The following is a 19,174-nucleotide window of genomic DNA, read 5'->3' on the forward strand; positions in this document are numbered from 1 at the left end:
AAAAACCCCTCTCAGCTGTTTAAGCTGAAAGGGGTTGAGTTATCCCTTTAAAAGCGTCTCCGCCCCGTCTACATACACTTCTGTTCCTGTGATATGGGAAGCGTCATCGGAAACTAGAAAAGCAAACAAGCTGGCAACCTGCTCTGGCTGGCCCGGTTTTTTCGTAAGCGGAATGGCATTTTTCGGGATATCGAGTGGAAAATGAATGTCTTTGGTTCGCTCAGATTCATCCATCGACTCAAAAATATTTGTATCAATAGAGCCTGGACAGATCGCATTGACACGAATGCGATATTGAGCAAGCTCAAGCGCCGCCATTTTAGAAAAAGCGGCAATGGCAGCTTTAGATGTACTGTACGCGCTGAACCCTTCCTGAGCAAACTGGCGGCTGCCGCTGACCGAGCTTGTCAGCACGATGCTTCCGCCTCTTTCTTTCATATAAGGGATAGCCGATTTCACGATCACAAAGGTGCCAACCACATTGTTTTCAATGGTTTTTGCCCAATTTTCTTTGGTAAAATGCTCGATTGAGGAAACAGTCCCCAAAATGCCGCCATTTGCAAAAACACACTCAATGCTGCCTGCTTCTTCGGCGGTTTTTTGCATCACGCGTGCCATGCCCTGTTCATTGGTTATATCCTCGTGAAAAACAAGCACCTCTCCTCCAGCGAGCCGGATTTCTTCCGCTGTGACACTCAGGCGTTCGGCGTTCAGGTCAACAAGACTGACCAGAACGCCGTCTGCAGCAAGACGAAGGGCTGCGGCTTTTCCGATCCCGGATGCCCCGCCTGTAATCACAGCTGTTTTCTTTGTTTTCATATTTATAGCTCCTTTTGTTGGACTCTTTTTGTTTATACTCTTTTTTGTTCTGGCTACACGCCAAAATGTTCCAAAGGTGAAGCCAATATATTTGGTACATGAAAAAAGCCTGTGCCGAAAATTTGGCACAGGCTTTTTTCGTTCCCTTTTTCGGGAATATGTGTGGAGAAGATCTGCTCGTTGTTCAGCAGTCTCTCTTTTTCGTTGCAGAAACTGCTTCAAGGACTCTGACGATGGCTTTTCCATTCCGTTACCAATTGGAGCATAGCATTCACCCGATACAGTCCATACAAGGTGGAAACGACATTCATTTTTCTTTTTGTACGTCTGTCCTTTTTTAATTCCCCGTATCTATACTTCTGAAACCGCTTTTCTACTTTTACTTTAAAAAAAGCAAAAAAAACAGGAAGCCGGGGGCTGCTTCCTGCTGAAAACGTATTAAGGGCGAATTCGTACTTCTGATGTAGCATCGAAAAAGTGCGCTTTGTTCATGTCGAAAGCCAGCTGCAGTTTTTCACCTGCCGCAATATCAAGACGTGAATCAAGGCGTGCCACAAAATTCTGTCCTGCGATGTCCGAATACACCATAATTTCTGCACCGAGAAGCTCTGACACCGCTACTTTTGCTTCAAAAGCAGATTGCTGGGATGCTTCAAGGAAAATCAGTTCATCATGGATATCTTCCGGACGAACGCCAAGAATGATTTGCTTGCCTACATAGCCCTGATCACGCAGATAACGCATTTTTCCTTCTGGCACATCAAGCCTTTGTGTACCAATTCTTACATAGCCATCGCCAAGATCTGCATTAAAGAAGTTCATTGGCGGTGATCCAATAAAGCCGGCAACAAAGGCGTTTTCCGGATTTTCATATACTTCTTTCGGCGTACCGATCTGCATGATTTTTCCGGCTTTCATAACAACAATCCGGGTTGCCATCGTTAAGGCTTCAGTCTGATCATGCGTTACGTAGATCGTTGTTGTCTGCAAGCGCTGATGCAGTTTAATAATTTCAGAGCGCATTTGTACACGCAGCTTCGCATCGAGGTTGGAAAGCGGCTCATCCATTAAGAATACTTTAGCATCACGGACAATCGCACGCCCAAGTGCAACACGCTGGCGCTGACCGCCGGAAAGAGCTTTTGGCTTCCGTTTTAAATATTCTGTCAGGCCAAGAATTTGGGCGGCGTTTTCTACGCGCTGTTTGATTTCTTCTTTTGGCATTTTGCGAAGCTTTAAACCAAATGCCATATTATCGTAAACGGTCATATGCGGGTAAAGGGCATAGTTTTGGAATACCATTGCAATATCACGGTCTTTTGGGGCTACATCATTTACACGGCGGTCATCGATAAAGAAATCGCCTTTTGAAATTTCTTCAAGTCCGGCAATCATCCGCAGCGTTGTAGATTTCCCGCAGCCAGACGGACCGACAAATACGATAAATTCTTTGTCCTGAATATGAAGATTAAAATCTTCTACCGCCGTTACATTTCCATCATAGACTTTATAGATATTGTTTAGTTGAAGTTCAGCCATTTTCCAATTCCTCCTGTAACCGTTTTCTTAAATCTATTGTATTCGCTTACAAACTGAATAAAAATAGACAGGGTGCACAAAGATCGTTCGCTCTTCATTGTGCACGTTGTCCTTCTCACTTTTGCGTGCTGATTAAACACAGCATGTAAACTAACAGAGCCCCTTCGTAGGAACGGACATCAATGCTTGTCCTGTCAATGAATTTATCAATCCGATATTGCAGGCTGTTGCGGTGCAGGTGAAGCTGCTTGGCAGTCTGGCTTACATTCAGATGATTTTGAATCAATAATTGAAGAGTATGGCGCAAATCATCATCTGATTCAAACCATTTCAATTCCTCTGGAAACAGCTCCGAGAGCTCGCTGCGGCTTTGGGCCAAAAATAGATAAGGAATAACCGTTTCAATCGTTGTGACCCGCTGCTCTGGAACAAGCAGGACCGCTTTGCGCGCCGCTTCCGTTTCCCGCTTATATAGATTTTTTAATGAAGCGGCTGCTTGTGCAAACCGTCCAATAAACAGACGCCCCGTTATGTAAAAGTCCCCGGCGAGCACATCCAGAAACGTTTGCGCCTCTGTTTTTTGGATTGGATAATCAGACTCTTCTTCTATAAGAATGCATTCCCGCTCTCCCGTCCAGACAACCAGAAAAGCATGGTCAAAAAATGTATGGGCCGCTTCTAAAAAACTGCCGCGGTCATTCTCTGATAGCTTCATATATAAAAATCGGACCCGGTCTGCGTTTAAAGCGGGGTATTCCCCATCTTTCATCAGAAAGTTCCACCATGCTTGTTCTGCCGAGGAAAACTGGCTTGCTTCTCCGTCTTCACGGATTCGAACAAAAAAATGGGAAAGAAGCTGTTCTTCTCTTTCAGACACATCTTCTTTTGGAATAGAAATATAGCGGTTCTGTTGTTTGTCGTAATAATGCAGGCGGCTTTCGTCGAGTTTAGGCTGTTCTGTCATAATGGCTCTTTTGTAAATTACATCGATACTTTGCATCTCGGCTGCCTTCTTTCAATAAGCAGAAGCGATCCGCTGAAGGGAACCGTTCCCGCCCTTTTCTCCTTATTATACTGAAATTCGCTGAAAAACGCCTATCCAGTCCATTCAAAATCATACTGAAGGGAGCATGAAAATAATCGAAACAACGAGACGTGTATACTCGTTGTTTCATTCCCTTTTTCATAACTTATTTGGTCAATAAGAAAGGATGAAATCATCTTGATTTCATCCTTCAGGCTGTTGACAAACGCCCGCTTTCGGCGTCATTTTCCGGCTTTGAATGCTCATGACCCGGAGAAGGTCACTCCGCTTCCCAGCCGGCTGCATTCCTGGAAAGGCAGACGTTTTCAATCAGCCTGCTTTCTTACTTTGTCTATCCTCTCAAGGATGAAATCGGTTTGATTTTATCCTTTTCGCGTCTTCTGTTACGCCCACCACATCTCACCGGCAGATTCACGGATCAGTACATCGTTTAAATTTTTCACAGCACGGCTGAAGCCTTCGTCGATAGACATGATGGCATCTTCATGCTCGATGCTGACGACATAATCATAGTTATATAGACGGAGCGCGCTCATCATGTCAGACCACTCCTGTACACTATGACCGCAGCCAACACTGCGGAATGTCCAGGCACGTGACTGCACATCACCGTAAGGCTGCATATCTGTCAAGCCGTACATGTTGACATTATCTTGATCAATATACGTGTCTTTCGCGTGAAAATGGTGAATAGCACCTGCTTTACCGAGAATTTTAATGGCAGCTACTGGATCAATACCCTGCCACCACAAATGACTTGGATCAAGGTTTGCACCAATGGCGTCACATGTTTCCTCGCGAAGCTTAAGCATTGTATAAGGAGTATGAACCAGGAAACCGCCATGCAGCTCGAGCCCAATTTTTACATTATGGCTTTTGGCAATTTCGCCAATTTCCTTCCAATATGGAATAAGCTTTTTCTCCCACTGCCATTTTAAAATATCATGGTATTCTGCCGGCCACGGAACAACAGGCCAGTTCGGCTGCTTAGCTTCCTCGGAGTCTCCTGGAGTGCCGGAAAAACAGTTAACAACCGGCACATTCAAAAGAGAAGCGAGCTTAATCGTTTTACGAAGTACAGAATCGGATTCTTCCGCAAATGCCTTGTCCGGTGTAAGCGGATTGCCATGGCAGCTGAAGGCACTGATTGTAAGACCGCGTGACGTCACAGCTTCCAGATAATCGGCACGCTTTTTCTCATCTTCCAGCAGCTCATCAAGCGGACAATGCGCGTTGCCCGGATAACAGCCTGTACCAATTTCAACGGCGTCCAGGCCAGCTTCTTTTACATGATCCAGCATGTCCTCAAATGACTTGTTGGAGAATAATACGGTAAATACACCTAATTTCAATGGAATCGCTCCTTTTATCTGATTTTGACGCTGCGGCCAATTTTGGCGCTTTCGTAAACAGATTCAATAATACTCGATACGTACATGGATTCCTCTGGATTTGTAAGCGGCGTGCTTTCTCCAAAGCAGCAGGAAGTAAAATGTTCCGCCTGCAAAATGGCAAACGGCTTTTCTTCTGGAATCCATGCGATATCCGAGTTGATCAGCACGCCATGCTCGGCTTTGTTCAGGCGAAGCGGAAACACATCAATGCCGCCTTTTGTGCCGGAAATGCTGATCGTTTCTTCATCTTTTGGAATGTTCGCTGCCCATGAGGTTTCAAACATGACCACTGCCCCGTTTTCAAGCCGGATAAAAGCCGTGGCATGGTCTTCTACTTCAAAGGTGGCCGGGTTAATTGTACCCCATTCGTTTACCATATCTTTTTGCATACTTAAATGGTTAAAAGTAGCGCCGCTCACTTCAAATGGTTTTGAACTGCCGGTAAGCCACATTGCCAAATCAAGCAAGTGGCAGCCATAGTCGATCAGCGCGCCGCCTCCTTGAAGTTCGCGATTTGTAAATACCCCCCAGCCCGGTACTTTACGGCGCCGCATGGATTTAATGCGGATCACAAGCGGCTGGCCAATTTCGCCGCTGTCAATCAGCCGTTTGGCCGCACGTGATTCTTTTAAAAAGCGCCAGTGATAGGCAATAAGCAGTACCTTTTTTGACTTTTCAGCTGCGGCAACCATTTCCTCACACTCTTTTGTATTCAATGCCATCGGCTTTTCACACATGACATGAACACCGGCATTTAGTGCCTGTACGGCGGCTGGAGCATGAAATTTATTTGGAGTAGCGATAATCAGCGCGTCAATTTTCTCAAGCATTTCTTCCAGGCTCTTGCAGACGTGCTCAATCCCAAATTTTTCGGCTGTTTCTCTCGCCCTCTCCTCGTTTACATCCATTACGGCCGTGATTTCCGCTTCTTTCACATGTTTAAAAGCCGGAATATGCCGCTCTGTTGCAATGCCCCCTGTACCTAAAACGCCGATTCTCAGTTTTGTCATGTTTGTCACCTCTTTGATTAAATACGGACAGTTCGTTTTGTTTCACTTGATTCCAGTGCAGCTAAGATCACCTGTAATGACTTTTTGCCTTCATTCCCGCAGACAGGCGGAGTTGTATCCTCCAAAATGCTGTTAATAAATTGCTCTACCACACGAGAATTTGTTTGTTTGCCTTCTTCATTTGACTGAATTGCACCGAGGCTGTGACGTTCACTGTTGCCGTTTTTATATTGAATAATGAGTGAATAATCCGGGTCATCTTCCAAACGCATGATGCCATTTTCTGCGTAAAAAACAGTAGAATTGTCTTCGCCGCCGTTGTACGCCCAGCTTGCGGCTAATGTTCCAATCACACCGCTTTCCGATTTTAGGACACAGACAGCATTATCATCGACTGTGGAATTTTCCTTGGCCGAGCTCTCGACAAATGCTGCCACTTCTACAAATTCTTCTCCGAGCAAATAGCGAAGCAAGTCGGTTTTATGAACGCCAAGGTCACCCATTGCCCCGATAAACGCAAGCTCTTTTTTGAAAAACCAGCTGTTTGTTCCGTCCACACTCCAGCCTTCCGGCCCGCCATGGCCAAATGCCGTACGGAAGCTGTAAATCTTGCCTAAAACACCACTTTCGATAATAGACCGGGCTTTTTGATGGGAAGCAACAAAGCGCTGATTATGGGCAATCATTAATTTTTTGCCGCTTTTTTCTGCCGCTTCGATCATCGCCTCTGCTTCTTTCTTTGAAGTGGCCATTGGCTTTTCGCAAAGCACGTGCTTGCCTGCTTGAAGCGCCGCAATGGTAATAGGTGCGTGCAGTACATTCGGTGTACAAACGCTGATGGCATCCACATCTCCATCTTTAAGTAATTCTTCATAGCTTGTATAGGCCTTTGCGTTAAAATGCTCCGCGTATTTTTGGGCCCGTTCTTCCTTTACGTCACAAAATGCTGTTACTTGAACATGCTCGTTTGCAACGTACTCCGGAATATGACGGTGCTGGGCAATGCTTCCGCACCCAATGACGCCTACTTTAATTTTCCCCATTCTTATTATTCTCCCCTTAACTCTTCAATTGGTTGTGCGTTACCGTATACAGGCCGTTCCCGTTTCACCGGAGCTGCCCATTTTACTGCGTTTTGAATGACACGTTGGACATTTTCATTGAAGTATGTAGGATGTGTTTCATGTCCAGGACGGAAATAAAAGATTTTGCCGTTGCCCCGTTTGTAAGTGACACCGCTTCGGAACACTTCGCCGCCTTCGAACCAACTCATGAAAATGAGCTCATCCGGCGCGGGAATATCAAAATGTTCGCCATACATTTCCTCATGCTCCAGCTCAAAATATTCGCCGATTCCTTCTGCAATTGGATGTGCAGGGTCCACGACCCAAAGGCGTTCCTTTTCTCCAGCTTCACGCCACTTCAAATCGCAGGATGTGCCCATCAGTGCTTTGAAAATTTTCGAGAAATGACCCGAATGAAGCACAATCAGCCCCATGCCATCGAGTACACGCTGCTGTACTTTTTTTACAACTTCATCGCTCACTTCTTCGTGTGCAACATGCCCCCACCAAAGAAGTACATCTGTTTGATTCAATACATCCTCTGTCAACCCGTGCTCTGCTTCATCCAATGTGGCCGTTTGAACGGTCCGTCCTTCTTCTTTTAAAAAATCTGCGATTACTTGATGAATGCCTTCTGGATAAATCTCTTTGACCGCCTGCTTGTTTCGTTCATGACGAAATTCATTCCATACTGTAATATTCATAGAATCGCTCCATTCTCTGATATTTTTTTGCATGAATCCCGTACCACAACAGAAGTCGGCACTAAAATATTCCGCTTCATCATGTCCGGTTTTTCCAAAAGATCTACCAATGTTTTTGCCGCCTCATAGCCGAGCTGAAATGCATGAATATCGACTGTTGTCAGCGGCGGACTCGAAAGCTCGGAAAGCATGGAATCCGTAAAAGTGGTGACGGCTACATCATCCGGCACCCGCAAGCGCCGCTCGTATAAAGCAGACAGCAAGCTCATAGCCATCAGTTCATCCGTCGTCACAATCGCCGTTGGCCTTGGATCCATCTTCATCATCTCATCAATGGTTTCCTTAGCGCTTTCTTTTGAAATTTCTTTTCTAAAAAGAACTTCTGATTGAATATTCGCAAGTTTTAATGCCTGTTTATATCCTTCTTCACGATCTTTATGCACTTCAAACCTCGGATCGCCCCCGACATACGCAATATGTGTATGTCCGGCACGAATCAAATGGTCTGTTATATCACGTGCTGCTTTGACGTTATCGTTATCTACATACATGACCTTGTCAGTATGCTCTGACGGTTTACCGATCATAACAAACGGAAAGTTTTGCTCTAAAAGCAACTGCAGCACCGGGTCATGATCCTGTGAATAAAGCATAATCATGCCGTCGACGCTTTTGCCTTGAACCATGTTTACAACTTCCCGATAAATGTCTTCATCAGATTCACCACACGTCAATAGGATGCTGTATTCCTTTTGGTGCAGCAGGTCACTCATTCCTTGAAGCGCTGCCGGAAAAAACGGATCGGACAGTGAATGCTTCGTAGACGTTTTACGAATAATCCCAATTGTTTGGGAGGACTGCGTGACGAGCTTACGTGCAAGCAGGTTCGGATGGTAGCCGAGCTCCTGCATCACTTTTCTTACTTTTTCTTTTGTTTCCTGCGTAATTTTTGGATGGTCCGCGATAACACGGGAGACGGTCGAAGGCGCAACCTGTGCCCTCTTTGCTACATCTTTAATTGTGACAGCCATGACCGGTTCCTCCCTTTTCTAGTTTATAGTACCATTTTTCAAAAAAAATAAGAAAGTATATCGTTTCTCATAATGCCCTGCTGCAGCCCCCGCAGCGTTTTACTTTCCCAGCCGCCTGGGGGCTTCCTGTATTTCTTTGTCTCGGTTGGAGCACTTTTATACACAAGGTGCTGCTTTTTTTATTTTACAGCGCCGTCAGAAACTCCTTTGATAATTTGTTTTTGTGCAAAGAAATACGCAATGATAACAGGAATAATCGAAATCGTTAAACCAGCAAGCGCTAAATGCCACTGCTTCGTATACTGGCCGAAGAAGTTGAACAGCTTTAACGGAATCGTGTCGGTGCCGTCGCCGCTAATCACCAGTGATGGAAGAAGGAAATCGTTCCAAATCCAAATCACGTTCAAAATCCCAACTGTAATAGAGATCGGTTTTAGGAGCGGGAAGATAATGTACCAAAATACTTGAAGCCGGTTGCAACCATCAATCGTTGCCGCCTCATCAAGTGATTTGGAAATGCCTTTAAGAGCTCCGTGATAAAGAAAGATCGACAAGCTGCATCCGAAGCCAAGGTACATAAAAATCAGCCCGTAAAAGTTCAGCGCATTGGCTTTTCCGAAAATCGTAACGAGCGGAATCATAACGGATTGGAAGGGAATCAGCATGGCCGCTACAAACACAAAGAAAATGATACTGCTCAGCCGGCTTCCATTGCGGGATAATGCATAAGCAGCCATAGCGGAGAAAAAGAGAATAATCGCTACGCTCAAAAGGGTTACAAGCATTGAATTCACAAATGTCTGCAAAAATGTTAATTCTTCAAAAGCCTGCGTAAAGTTATCAAAAGTAAACTCTTCCGGCAATTTTAGCGTATTGGTAAAAATCTCGCGTTTTGTTTTAAAAGCATTGGCAATCATTAAGTAGAAAGGAGAGATCCAAAGAAGAGCCAATAAAACACCAATAATTTCAAGCGTCCAGCGTTTTCCTGACTTTTTCATTACATCTCCACCTCCTTTTTCTTGTTAATGTATACTTGTGTTAATGAAATGATCGCCACAATGATAAAGAAGATAACGGCTTTCGCCTGTGCTTCTGCCATTTGGTTTAATTGGAAGGCCGTTTGAACAATATCCATGGCAACCATTTTCGTCGAGTCAAATGGTCCGCCGTTTGTGAGCGATAAGTTCTGATCATAAATTTTAAAAGCATTGGACAGCGTTAAAAACAAGCTGACCGTAAAGGCAGGCATGACAAGAGGGAACGTAATATTCCGGAAGCGTTGCCATGCATTTGCGCCGTCGATCTCTGCTGCTTCAAGCAAATCTTTCGGCACGTTTTCCAAGTACGCAATGTAAATAATCATGATATAGCCGGCCATCTGCCAGCTCATCAAAATAACCATTCCCCAGAAACCTGTCTGGGAGTCGGAAAGCCAGCCCTGCAGCCATTCAATGCCGGTTGCCCGTCCAATAGCATCAAACACTTTTGTGAAAATAAACTGCCAGATAAAGCCGAGAATCAACCCGCCGATTAAGTTTGGCATAAAAAAGATAGTGCGAAGAACGTTTTTAGATTTAATGTAGGATGTAACAAGCATGGCGAGGCCAAGCCCCATAATGTTGATAACGATAACGGAAGCAACGGAGAATTTAAACGTAAACCACAACGATCTTAAAAAGCCCTCGTCGCTGAACAGCTCAATATAATTTTTCACACCGATAAATTCAGCTGCATTTACCCCATCCCAGTCTGTGAAAGAGTAAATAATCCCGTAAATAAGCGGAAGCAGGACGACGATGCCAAGCGCAAATAAAACCGGCGCTAAAAAAAGCCAAAACATAAAGTCTTTGTTTCTCATGCTGCCTAAACCTCATTTCCGTTGAATTTTGGGAAAGAAAAAGATAACAGCTGAAACGTGCCTGTTATCTTTTTTCTTTTCATGGAATTACTGACGCGCTTTTTTCCAATCATTTTTCGCGGCTTGAATCGCTTCTTCCCAAGACGCTTCACCTGCAAGATACTTTTGAAGATGCGCTCCTAAAATATCACTCCATCCGACTGGATAGCCAAGGAATACCCATCCTTGCGTGTTTCCTTCTTCGGCATATTGATAGATCGTTTTAGAAAGCGGGTCGGCAATTTTATCTGCATCGTAGCCTTCATAAGCCGGGATAAATTTAAATTGTGTTAAAACCGCTTCTTTTCCTTCATCAGATGTATACAGCCAATCTAAAAATTCTTTTGCTGCTTTTTGAGCTTCTTCATCTGCGTTTTTGTTTACAGCCCAGTATTGTGGAACACCAACCGGCATTTTCATTTCGCCGTCAACCGGGATTGGGAAGATGCCGACATTTTCAGCAAGCTCTGGATCCATCTGTTCGATTGTCGGGTATACCCAGTTTCCTTGCTTAATCATGGCTACGCGGCCTGTTGAAAACAATTCTTCTACCTGCTGTGAATAATCAAGACTTAAAACCGGCTGTACGGAATATTTGTTTTGAAGGTCAATATACTCCTTGTACTGTTCTGCTTTTGTAAATGGAAGTTCTTTCGCCTGGAATGCTTCCATTACGCTGCCATTAAAATCGTCTGCGATAAAAGAGTTTGAGCCGTGGTTTCCTTCTGTCCATTTTTCTTTTCCGGCAAAAGCAAACACAGCGTCAATGCCAAGCTCGTCCTTTTTGCTGTCCAGTGTTTGAACCGCTTTCGTTAAGTCTTCCATCGATTTAATCGAATCTGCATCCACTCCGGCTTTTTCAAAAATCTCTTTGTTATAAACAAATCCGTATCCTTCCTGGTTGTATGGAAGGCCCAGCACTTTCCCGTCTTCTGTCACACTTTCGAGCGTGCCTTCCAGCGCTGATTCAGCCGCTTTCGTATCACTTACATCTATCAATCTATCACGGTACTGCTGCACATCAACGGCTCCGTTAATATTAAAAATAGCCGGCTCGTCTCCTGAGGCAAATTTGGATTTCAGCGCCGAAGCGTAATCGTTCCCGCCCCCTACTGTTTGAACATTTATATCAACTTCCGGATGTTCTTCTTCATATTGCTTCGCGAGTTCCTCAAACTGGTTTTTAAACTCCACTTTAAACTGGAAAATATCTACGACCGTTTGATCGCCGCCCCCTCCGCCTGAACTGCCAGATGATTCTTCTTTTTTCTCAGCTGTTGAGCAGCCAGCAAGACCTAGAAACAATGCCGATGAAAGTACGAATGCTTTTTTTGTTAACACGTCATCTACCCCTTTGCAGTCTTTTTATTCGGCCGAAAACGGTAAACGCTTTCAACTTCTGAAACCACTATACCACCGTCACTATGAAAGCGTCAACATTTTTCGAGAAATCGTTTGCATATTTTTTGTAAAGCCTTTCAATGTTAATTTAATAGGTTTTCAATTCTTGTATATACAAAGAAAATCTGAAATACTTGATGCAAACGATTGCTCTTCTTTTCACAATAAAGTGAAATAAAAAAACAGCCTTGACGGCTGTTATTCTACATTGCTATGAAGCTTAAAGATTTGTTCATGTGTCCGATTTTGTTTTTCTGCATAGTCCAGGCAAAGTACATCAAACAGTACATGGGTGCTTTGATCAAAAAGTGAGCCGAGCGGCTGAATGCTTTTTCTTTCTCCTTCGTTCCGATACTTCGTAGCGGCCGGTACGTGAAGAATGGAAGAAGCATGGGAGGCAAGCGGAGACGCTGGATCCGTTGTGACGGCTATTGTTACACATCCTAATTCAGCCGCCCTTTCTGCTGTCCAGCATACACTTTTTGTTTTTCCAGATCCCGACACAAGCACGATGACATCCCCTTTTTGAATAGATGGCGTTGTGGTTTCGCCAATGACAAATGACTGGGCACCAAGATGCATTAACCGCATCGCAAACGACTTTGCCATAAATCCAGACCGCCCTTCGCCGAATACAAAGATTCGTTCAGCTGATGTTAAATAGTCCGCCGTCCTTTCCAATTGTTCCTCTTGAACGTGACTGGTTACATCTTCAATTTCCGCCAGAACGGCTTTTATTTTTTCCTTCATTTTGATTCCTCCATATTTAACTGTTGTTTGAATGCAGCTGCCGCCCGGGCAGGATCCTCTGCTTTTGTAATGGCGGAGCCGATAATAAAAACAAGTGGGTTCATTTTTTTGTACGCTGGCAGGCTTTCTAATGTAATTCCGCCCGCTACCGCTCTTTTTAAGCCAGCCTGCAGGCCTGTTTCACGGTTTTGTTTCGTGCCAAGCTCCTGCTCGTCTTTGCTTGTATGCAGACAAAGAATCGCATTATACCGGCTTAACATTTCCTGCTGGGCAGGTGTTGTATGAAGCAGATCGATCATCATTTGCTTACCTCTTTTTTCCGCTTCTGCTATACAGGCTTCAATCGTCACAAGCGGTGAGGTTCCCATTACCGTCGCGATATCTGCTCCCGCTTCAAAACAAAGCCGGCATTCGTACTGCGCATTGTCATTCGTTTTCATATCGGCAACAATCACTTTATTCGGAAACGCTTTTTTCATCGCCCGGACACTGTCCATACCAAACTCCTTAATAAGAGAGGTGCCGACTTCCAGCCAGTCGACATACTCTTCTGCCGCTGCTGCCATTCCAATGGCTTCTTCAATGGCCATACGGTCTAATGCCAGTTGTATGTTCACCGTAATCCTCCTAACTAAACCGGTTTATTAATCAAAGAAAAAGAAAGAGCTTTTGTAAAAAGCTCTATTGGGCCGAATCCCGAATCAGCAGGCTTGTTTCTAAAACATGCGTCTCTGGGGTAACCGGCTTTTTCATAATTTGCTGAATCAACAGTTCCGCTGCTCTTGTTCCCATTTCGTAAGCCGGCTGTGAAATCGTTGTAATAGCCGGTTCGTAAATATCAGCAAATTTAATATTATCAAAAACAATCAGCGCTAAATCCTGGCCAATCTTCAAGTTGTTTTCTTTAGCAAACTTCATGACTTCCATAAAAGATAGATCATTGGCCGCTATGAGTGCTGTCGGAGGATGCTGCTGAAACATTTCTTTCATAGATGGCACAATGGCCTCATATGGAACGGATTTTACATATTGATCCTGAAACGGCAATCCCCTTGCTTCTATCGCTTCCTTATAGCCTTCAAGCCGTTCTCTCCGTGTATACGTCGTCATTGGCGGCGTCACAAGCGCGATACGGTCATGCTTTTTTTCAACTAAATATTCTACTGCCTGGCGGACAGCTCTTCGATTATCGACTACAATCGTGCTTACTTCTACACCTTCTATCTTGCGGTCAACAAAAACAATCGGATACTTTTCCCTTTCCAGCTGACGGTACAATTCCTGATTGCCCCCGGATGGAAAAATGATCAGCCCATCGACCTGGCGTGCGCGCAGCATATCAATATACTTTTTTTCTTTTTCCGGATCGTCATATGCATTGCATACAATTGCATGGATGTCTTTTTTTTGACAGTAATCTTCAATAGCCTGGCACACTTCTGTAGAAATGCCATGGACGATATTGGCCACAATAATACCGATCATTGATGTTCTTTTTTGCTTTAAACTGCGAGCAATTACATTCGGGCTGTACGAAAGACCTTGAACTGCCCGCTCAATTTTTTTCTTTGTGTCTTCGCTCATGTATTCAAATCGTCCGTTTAAAAATTGCGATACGGTGCTTTTCGACACACCCGCTTCTTTCGCCACATCCGCCATTGTTACCCGTTTCATATGTCCTCTTCCTTTAAAAATCATTTGAATTTTCTTTTATATTACGCTTCTTTTTGCGTAATTCCAAGAGAGGAAGCGGACTCGGGACGTTTTTTTGGCTTTGCGCCTTTTACAGCAATAATCGTCAGGATAGCTGACAGGAATAAGGATCCTGACATAAACATGTAGGAAGCCCCAAATCCGCCGGTGGCCCCGTTCAAATAGCCAACGAAATAAGAGCCTGCAAACGAACCGAGCGCACCCATACTATTGATCAGCGCCATCGCTCCTCCTGCTACGTTACGCGGCAGCACTTCCGGAATAATTGCGAAAAATGGCCCGTATGGTGCATACATGGCACCGCCAGCAATAATCAGCAGCACAAACGACAGCCAGAAGTGACTTGTGCCGATCATGTAGGATCCTAAAAATGCAAAGCCCCCAATTAAAAGAAACGGCCAGACAAACGCGGTGCGATTCTGCATTTTGTCTGAAAAATAAGAGGCACTCAGCATGCCGACAATCGCCAATACATATGGAACAGAAGCAAGCCAGCCGGTTTTGACAATATTCATGTTCGGCGCGGCATTTAAAATGGACGGCAGCCACATCACAAAACCATATACACCAATGCTCCAAAGCGCATATTGCGCACTTAACAGGATCACGGTTTTCGAACGAAATGCTTCTGCATAGTTTTTAACCGGCTTGATTCCCTGCTGCTCTTTTTCAAGCTCCACCTGCAAGTCCCGCTTTTCTCCGTCTGACAGCCATTTAGCATCTTTCGGTTCATCTACAACAAGCTTCCACCATAAGAATGCCCAAACGACAGCTGGAAGCCCTTCCAAAATAAACATCCAGCGCCAGCCGACCGATTCAATTAAGTAGCCGGACAAAATGGACATCCATAAAACGGTGGCTGGATTTCCTAAAATTAAAAACGTATTCGCCCGGGAACGCTCGGCTTTTGTAAACCAGTGGCTTAAAAACACAAGCATAGACGGCATAACGGCACTTTCGACAACGCCCAGCAAAAAGCGGATAACAATCAAAAAGCGTACGTCGCTGACCATTCCTGTTGCCGTCGCCAGCCCGCCCCATAAAATCAGCGACCAGAAAATCAGTTTTTTTGCACTTCGGTTTTCAGCATAGTGGGCACCCGGCACTTGAAAAAAGAAGTAGCCAAGGAAAAACAGAGAGCCAAGCAGCGCGGACATGGAAGCTGTAATATGTAAATCTTCCGCCATGCCTCCAGCTGCGCCGAATCCATAATTGGCTCTGTCTAAATAAGCAAGACTATACGTAATAAAAACGACTGGAATGAGACGAAGCCATCTTGATTTAGCGAGCTGTGTTTTCATTGTATGCCACCTCTTTTTCAAATTTGTTCATAAACCGTGCCAATGTCAGCCGGTCCGGATACCCTTCATGATCGCCTGCATGCCCGACGGCCATTGCACCAATTGCGTTGCCGCGCCGAGCGCACTCCTCAATCGGCAATCCTTCGAGCAGACCGCCTATCACACCAGCTGCAAAGCCATCACCAGCACCAACTGTGTCAACAATCTGTTCCACTTTATAACCTGGCACTACTGCTTCTTGAGCGGCAGTTTTTATATATGCTCCTTCACTTCCGAGCTTTACAATCACACACGGTACACCGCGCTTTCTATAAAAATCAGCAATTTTGTCGGGTTTCGTATACCCTGTCAGCTGTTCTCCTTCTTCGATTCCCGGCAGCACGATGTCCGCTTGGTATGCAGCTTCGTTTGTTACGCCAATCATTTCTTCCGCTGAAGCCCACAAGGAGGGCCGTAAATTGGGATCAAACGAAATGGTTTTGCCTGCTTTTTTCATAGTGGATAAAATCGATAAGGAAAACGCTCTCATTTTTAAAGAAAGAGCAAGCGGGATGCCTGTCATATGCAGGTGGCGCGCCTGTAAAAAGTAATCCGGATTCATTTCTTCTTCGGTTAGGCGGCTTGCTGCTGAGCCTTTTCGGTGATACTGCACATGCGGGTCGCCTTCGGTCACTTTGGACTTAAACTGAAAGCCAGTCGGATATTGTTCTTCCATCCATACATGATCTGTATTTACTCCTTCTCTTGCAAGAGCCGCTAAAATAAACGCACCAAACGCATCTTTCCCCACCTTGCTTGCCCAGCCGCTTTTAAAGCCAAGACGTGCAAGGCCGATCGCCGTGTTCGTTTCTGCGCCGGCGAGCGCCTGGGTAAACTCGGTTACTTCGTGCAGCGGGCCTGGAGTTTTCGCCATAAACATTGACATCGCTTCGCCAAATGTTACAACCTCTATGGTAGTCATTGTACAACCGCCTTCTTTTTTTCGATATAGTTTTTATAAAGAAACAGATCATTCATGGACAGCGGAAACTCAAGCGCTACTGGAACTGCGGCAGGCAAAAGCTCTAAAATGATTTCCCAGTCAGCGCTTTTCCCGAGAGGAATGGCAACGGTTTGAAGCCCTTCCGGTGTTTCGTTCACCTGCTTTACATGAAGGTAACGAATATAGCTTTTCAATACATGAAATGCTTTTTGGACCGATTCACCTGTGTACCGCCAGTTTCCAGTATCAAATGTAAGGCCGGCTTCCATTCCTTCCTTGGAACAAATTTCTAAAAAAGCAGCCAGCGGCTCGATCGTTCCGCCCTGCTTTGTTTGATCATTTTCAACAAGCCACTGCGTTCCAGCGGGAAGAGCTTTGCGAAAAAAATGGTCCATTTCTTTTACATTGGATTTTCCCTTGATAAACGATCCGAGCGGAAGCTTTAACGTATCCGCCCTTATTTCTGTCATTTCCTGAACGACTATCTGCAGGTTTTCCTTGTTAAAAGCTCCATCTGCCTGAAATAGTTCAACAGGTGCAGAATAAACCGTATAATGCTCCGTTTGAAATTGTTCCAGCGGCCTGTCCGAAGGAGTAAGAAGCTCACGCCGAATTTCGACTCCTTTGACATCGCTTTCAATAAGCTGTTTAAAAAGAAAAGCCTGGCCGTTTTTCTTTACTTCTGCTTCACCAAATGCATTCATCGGAATAACAATCATTGTTCTGCACCTCTTTTTATAAATCGATTTACTAAATCGGTTTATTAAATTATATATCCGTGTAACCGTTTTATCAAGCCTTTTTTTATCCCTTTTTTGCTTAAGAACAAACAGGGCTTTGACAACCCTATTTCAGATTGTAGACAAATAAAATCTTTTGCTAAGGTAACTCTTCGCTTCTCTTTGATGCAAGGAATGCGGCGGTTGGGATGAGAGCCGATAAGGCGGCAGGCGCACGGCTTCGCTTTCCATGGGGCAGGCGCTGAGCCCGTCTTTGCCGTCGTGCGGCCCAGCCGGTCTCAGTCGGCCCGCTTGTCCCATAGGAGTCTTCGCCGCACACCCGCCGCCTTTGCGGTTAAACAAGACTGCACAGCTTAATAGATACACTTGCCCTATCATTAAAGCGGTAAAAGAGCAGGTAGAGATGCTCTTTTTGCTGCTTTTTCGAAATATATGGGGAAGCCGGACGGACGAAGACTCCTGCGGGATGCACAGTGAGTCGGGAGACCCCGCAGGCGCGCATACGCCGAGGAGGCTCCCGCACTGCCCTAAGGGGCGCAAAGTCCAGCTGGCTTCCCCTATCGGCTCTCTTTAAGAAGCACTATTTCCTGAAAAGCCATCTGCTGTTTTTAACAGTGAAAACTTTCATAAAAAAAGATTAACGACTTTGTCGTCAATCTCAAACGAGGCTTATGCTGCCCTGTTTTTATAATTCAATTGTTCTTTTGTCACGGCTGCTTTCGAGCGCCGCTTCAATAACGCGGATTGTTCGTACGCCTTCCTCTCCCGAAACCGGGCACGGCTTTCCATCACGAATACATTGATAAATTTCTTTGTAATAACGCCGGTAATCACCTGGAAGGGTTATGATTTTTTCATCCCCTTCTTTTGTATAAAGCGTTCCATACTGGTCAAGCCGGTCCATTCCCCATTCGGGACTTTCCAGGGGCTCTCCATTTATCAATTCTTCTTCCTGAGGATCTTCCCCCCGCTTCATAAACGTTCCCTTTGTACCGTGCACTTTATACTTGGCGCCTTGCTCCACTGTAATCATGCCGCTGTGTAAAATCACTCGTTTCGTTCCGTATGTTAAAACAAGATGGAAATAATCTTCTACGAGTGCATGAGGGCGCTGCTTTTGAATATCTGCCGTTACACTATCAGGCATCCCAAACAGTGACAGAGCCTGGTCAATCAAATGAGCCCCCAGATCATATAAAACACCGGAAGCTGGTTTTTTCTCTTCGCGCCAGCCTCTGGCAATCACCGGCTCAAAACGGTCATAGTGTGCTTCATACACGTAAACATCACCCAGCCGGCCCTCTTCTATCATTTTCTTGACAGTCAGGAAATTTCCGTCATACCGGCGGTTTTGAAAAACACTAAGCATCACGTTATGTTTTTTTGCGCAGTCAGCAAGCGTTTCTGCTTCTTGAAGGGTCGGTACCATCGGCTTTTCGACAATGACGTGTTTTCCTGCCTCAAGCGCCTGCTTCGTAATATCAAAGTGAAGACTGCTCGGTGTGGTTACGACCACAAGCTCTACCTGAGCGTTATTTAAAACGTCGTCCATTTGTTGGACAACGTCTGTAGATGGAAAACTCTCTTTTAGTTTCTCTTTTTTAGAAGACAAAATACTGACAAGCTGAAACTCCTCCATTTTGTTTAAAAATGGAGCGTGAAAGGTTGAGCCTGAAAATCCGTATCCAATTAACGCTGTGCCGATTGCCTTCAAAACGCCATCTCCTTTATTCTCGTTTTTTTACACTCATTCCCTTTCTATTCTTTATTCAAACGAAAGACGC

General features: G+C 44.9%; 18 protein-coding genes. All 18 read right to left on the bottom strand.

The features are described from left to right. Window positions 1-39: 39 nt before the first annotated feature. Window positions 40-819, bottom strand: a complete 780-nt coding sequence (locus tag M3221_RS02460) for an SDR family oxidoreductase (protein WP_251269959.1) — start codon at window positions 817-819, stop codon at window positions 40-42. Window positions 820-1,257: 438 nt separating this feature from the next. Continuing rightward, a complete protein-coding gene (locus tag M3221_RS02465) occupies window positions 1,258-2,358 on the bottom strand; it encodes an ABC transporter ATP-binding protein (protein WP_242231781.1) in 1,101 nt (366 codons plus the stop codon). 115 nt (window positions 2,359-2,473) lie between these two features. Beyond that, the gene (locus M3221_RS02470) at window positions 2,474-3,358 is read right to left on the bottom strand and encodes a PucR family transcriptional regulator (protein ID WP_251269960.1); all 885 of its coding nucleotides are present in this window, start codon (window positions 3,356-3,358) and stop codon (window positions 2,474-2,476) included. 428 nt (window positions 3,359-3,786) lie between these two features. Then, the gene (locus M3221_RS02475) at window positions 3,787-4,755 is read right to left on the bottom strand and encodes a sugar phosphate isomerase/epimerase family protein (protein WP_251269961.1); all 969 of its coding nucleotides are present in this window, start codon (window positions 4,753-4,755) and stop codon (window positions 3,787-3,789) included. Window positions 4,756-4,769: 14 nt separating this feature from the next. After that, window positions 4,770-5,807, bottom strand: coding sequence for a Gfo/Idh/MocA family protein (locus tag M3221_RS02480; protein ID WP_251269962.1), 1,038 nt, complete (start codon window positions 5,805-5,807; stop codon window positions 4,770-4,772). 17 nt (window positions 5,808-5,824) lie between these two features. Next, the gene (locus tag M3221_RS02485) at window positions 5,825-6,850 is read right to left on the bottom strand and encodes a Gfo/Idh/MocA family protein (RefSeq protein ID WP_251269963.1); all 1,026 of its coding nucleotides are present in this window, start codon (window positions 6,848-6,850) and stop codon (window positions 5,825-5,827) included. Between the two features lie 5 nt (window positions 6,851-6,855). Continuing rightward, entirely contained in the window at window positions 6,856-7,575 is a 720-nt protein-coding gene (locus M3221_RS02490) for a ThuA domain-containing protein (protein ID WP_251269964.1), read from the bottom strand. Beyond that, window positions 7,572-8,606: a LacI family DNA-binding transcriptional regulator gene (locus M3221_RS02495; RefSeq protein ID WP_251269965.1), complete on the bottom strand. Its 1,035-nt coding sequence runs from the start codon at window positions 8,604-8,606 to the stop codon at window positions 7,572-7,574. The genes M3221_RS02490 and M3221_RS02495 overlap by 4 nt, the downstream gene beginning before the upstream one ends. Window positions 8,607-8,785: 179 nt before the next feature. Then, window positions 8,786-9,604 (bottom strand): carbohydrate ABC transporter permease, encoded by an 819-nt coding sequence (locus M3221_RS02500; RefSeq protein WP_251269966.1) that lies wholly within the window; start codon window positions 9,602-9,604, stop codon window positions 8,786-8,788. Further along, window positions 9,604-10,464 carry a carbohydrate ABC transporter permease gene (locus M3221_RS02505; RefSeq protein WP_251269967.1) on the bottom strand — a complete coding sequence of 287 codons (861 nt, stop codon included), beginning with the start codon at window positions 10,462-10,464 and terminating at the stop codon, window positions 9,604-9,606. The genes M3221_RS02500 and M3221_RS02505 overlap by 1 nt, the downstream gene beginning before the upstream one ends. Before the next feature lie 87 nt (window positions 10,465-10,551). Next, on the bottom strand, window positions 10,552-11,844 hold the full coding sequence (locus M3221_RS02510) for an ABC transporter substrate-binding protein (RefSeq protein ID WP_251269968.1): 1,293 nt from the start codon (window positions 11,842-11,844) through the stop codon (window positions 10,552-10,554). Between the two features lie 258 nt (window positions 11,845-12,102). Continuing rightward, on the bottom strand, window positions 12,103-12,654 hold the full coding sequence (hxlB, locus tag M3221_RS02515; RefSeq protein ID WP_251269969.1) for a 6-phospho-3-hexuloisomerase: 552 nt from the start codon (window positions 12,652-12,654) through the stop codon (window positions 12,103-12,105). Continuing rightward, on the bottom strand, window positions 12,651-13,271 hold the full coding sequence (hxlA, locus tag M3221_RS02520) for a 3-hexulose-6-phosphate synthase (protein ID WP_251269970.1): 621 nt from the start codon (window positions 13,269-13,271) through the stop codon (window positions 12,651-12,653). Before hxlA ends, hxlB begins: the two co-directional genes overlap by 4 nt. Window positions 13,272-13,335: 64 nt before the next feature. After that, window positions 13,336-14,328: a LacI family DNA-binding transcriptional regulator gene (locus M3221_RS02525; RefSeq protein ID WP_251269971.1), complete on the bottom strand. Its 993-nt coding sequence runs from the start codon at window positions 14,326-14,328 to the stop codon at window positions 13,336-13,338. 41 nt (window positions 14,329-14,369) lie between these two features. Further along, window positions 14,370-15,668, bottom strand: coding sequence for an MFS transporter (locus tag M3221_RS02530; protein ID WP_251269972.1), 1,299 nt, complete (start codon window positions 15,666-15,668; stop codon window positions 14,370-14,372). Beyond that, window positions 15,649-16,629: a sugar kinase gene (locus M3221_RS02535; protein ID WP_251269973.1), complete on the bottom strand. Its 981-nt coding sequence runs from the start codon at window positions 16,627-16,629 to the stop codon at window positions 15,649-15,651. The genes M3221_RS02530 and M3221_RS02535 overlap by 20 nt, the downstream gene beginning before the upstream one ends. Beyond that, window positions 16,626-17,369: a hypothetical protein gene (locus M3221_RS02540; protein WP_251269974.1), complete on the bottom strand. Its 744-nt coding sequence runs from the start codon at window positions 17,367-17,369 to the stop codon at window positions 16,626-16,628. Before M3221_RS02540 ends, M3221_RS02535 begins: the two co-directional genes overlap by 4 nt. A 706-nt stretch (window positions 17,370-18,075) precedes the next feature. Continuing rightward, complete coding sequence (locus M3221_RS02545; protein ID WP_251269975.1) at window positions 18,076-19,104, bottom strand: oxidoreductase; 1,029 nt, start codon at window positions 19,102-19,104, stop codon at window positions 18,076-18,078. Window positions 19,105-19,174: the final 70 nt, after the last annotated feature.

Origin of the sequence: Domibacillus indicus, assembly GCF_023715895.1 — a bacterium.
GTDB lineage: Bacteria > Bacillota > Bacilli > Bacillales > Domibacillaceae > Domibacillus > Domibacillus indicus_A.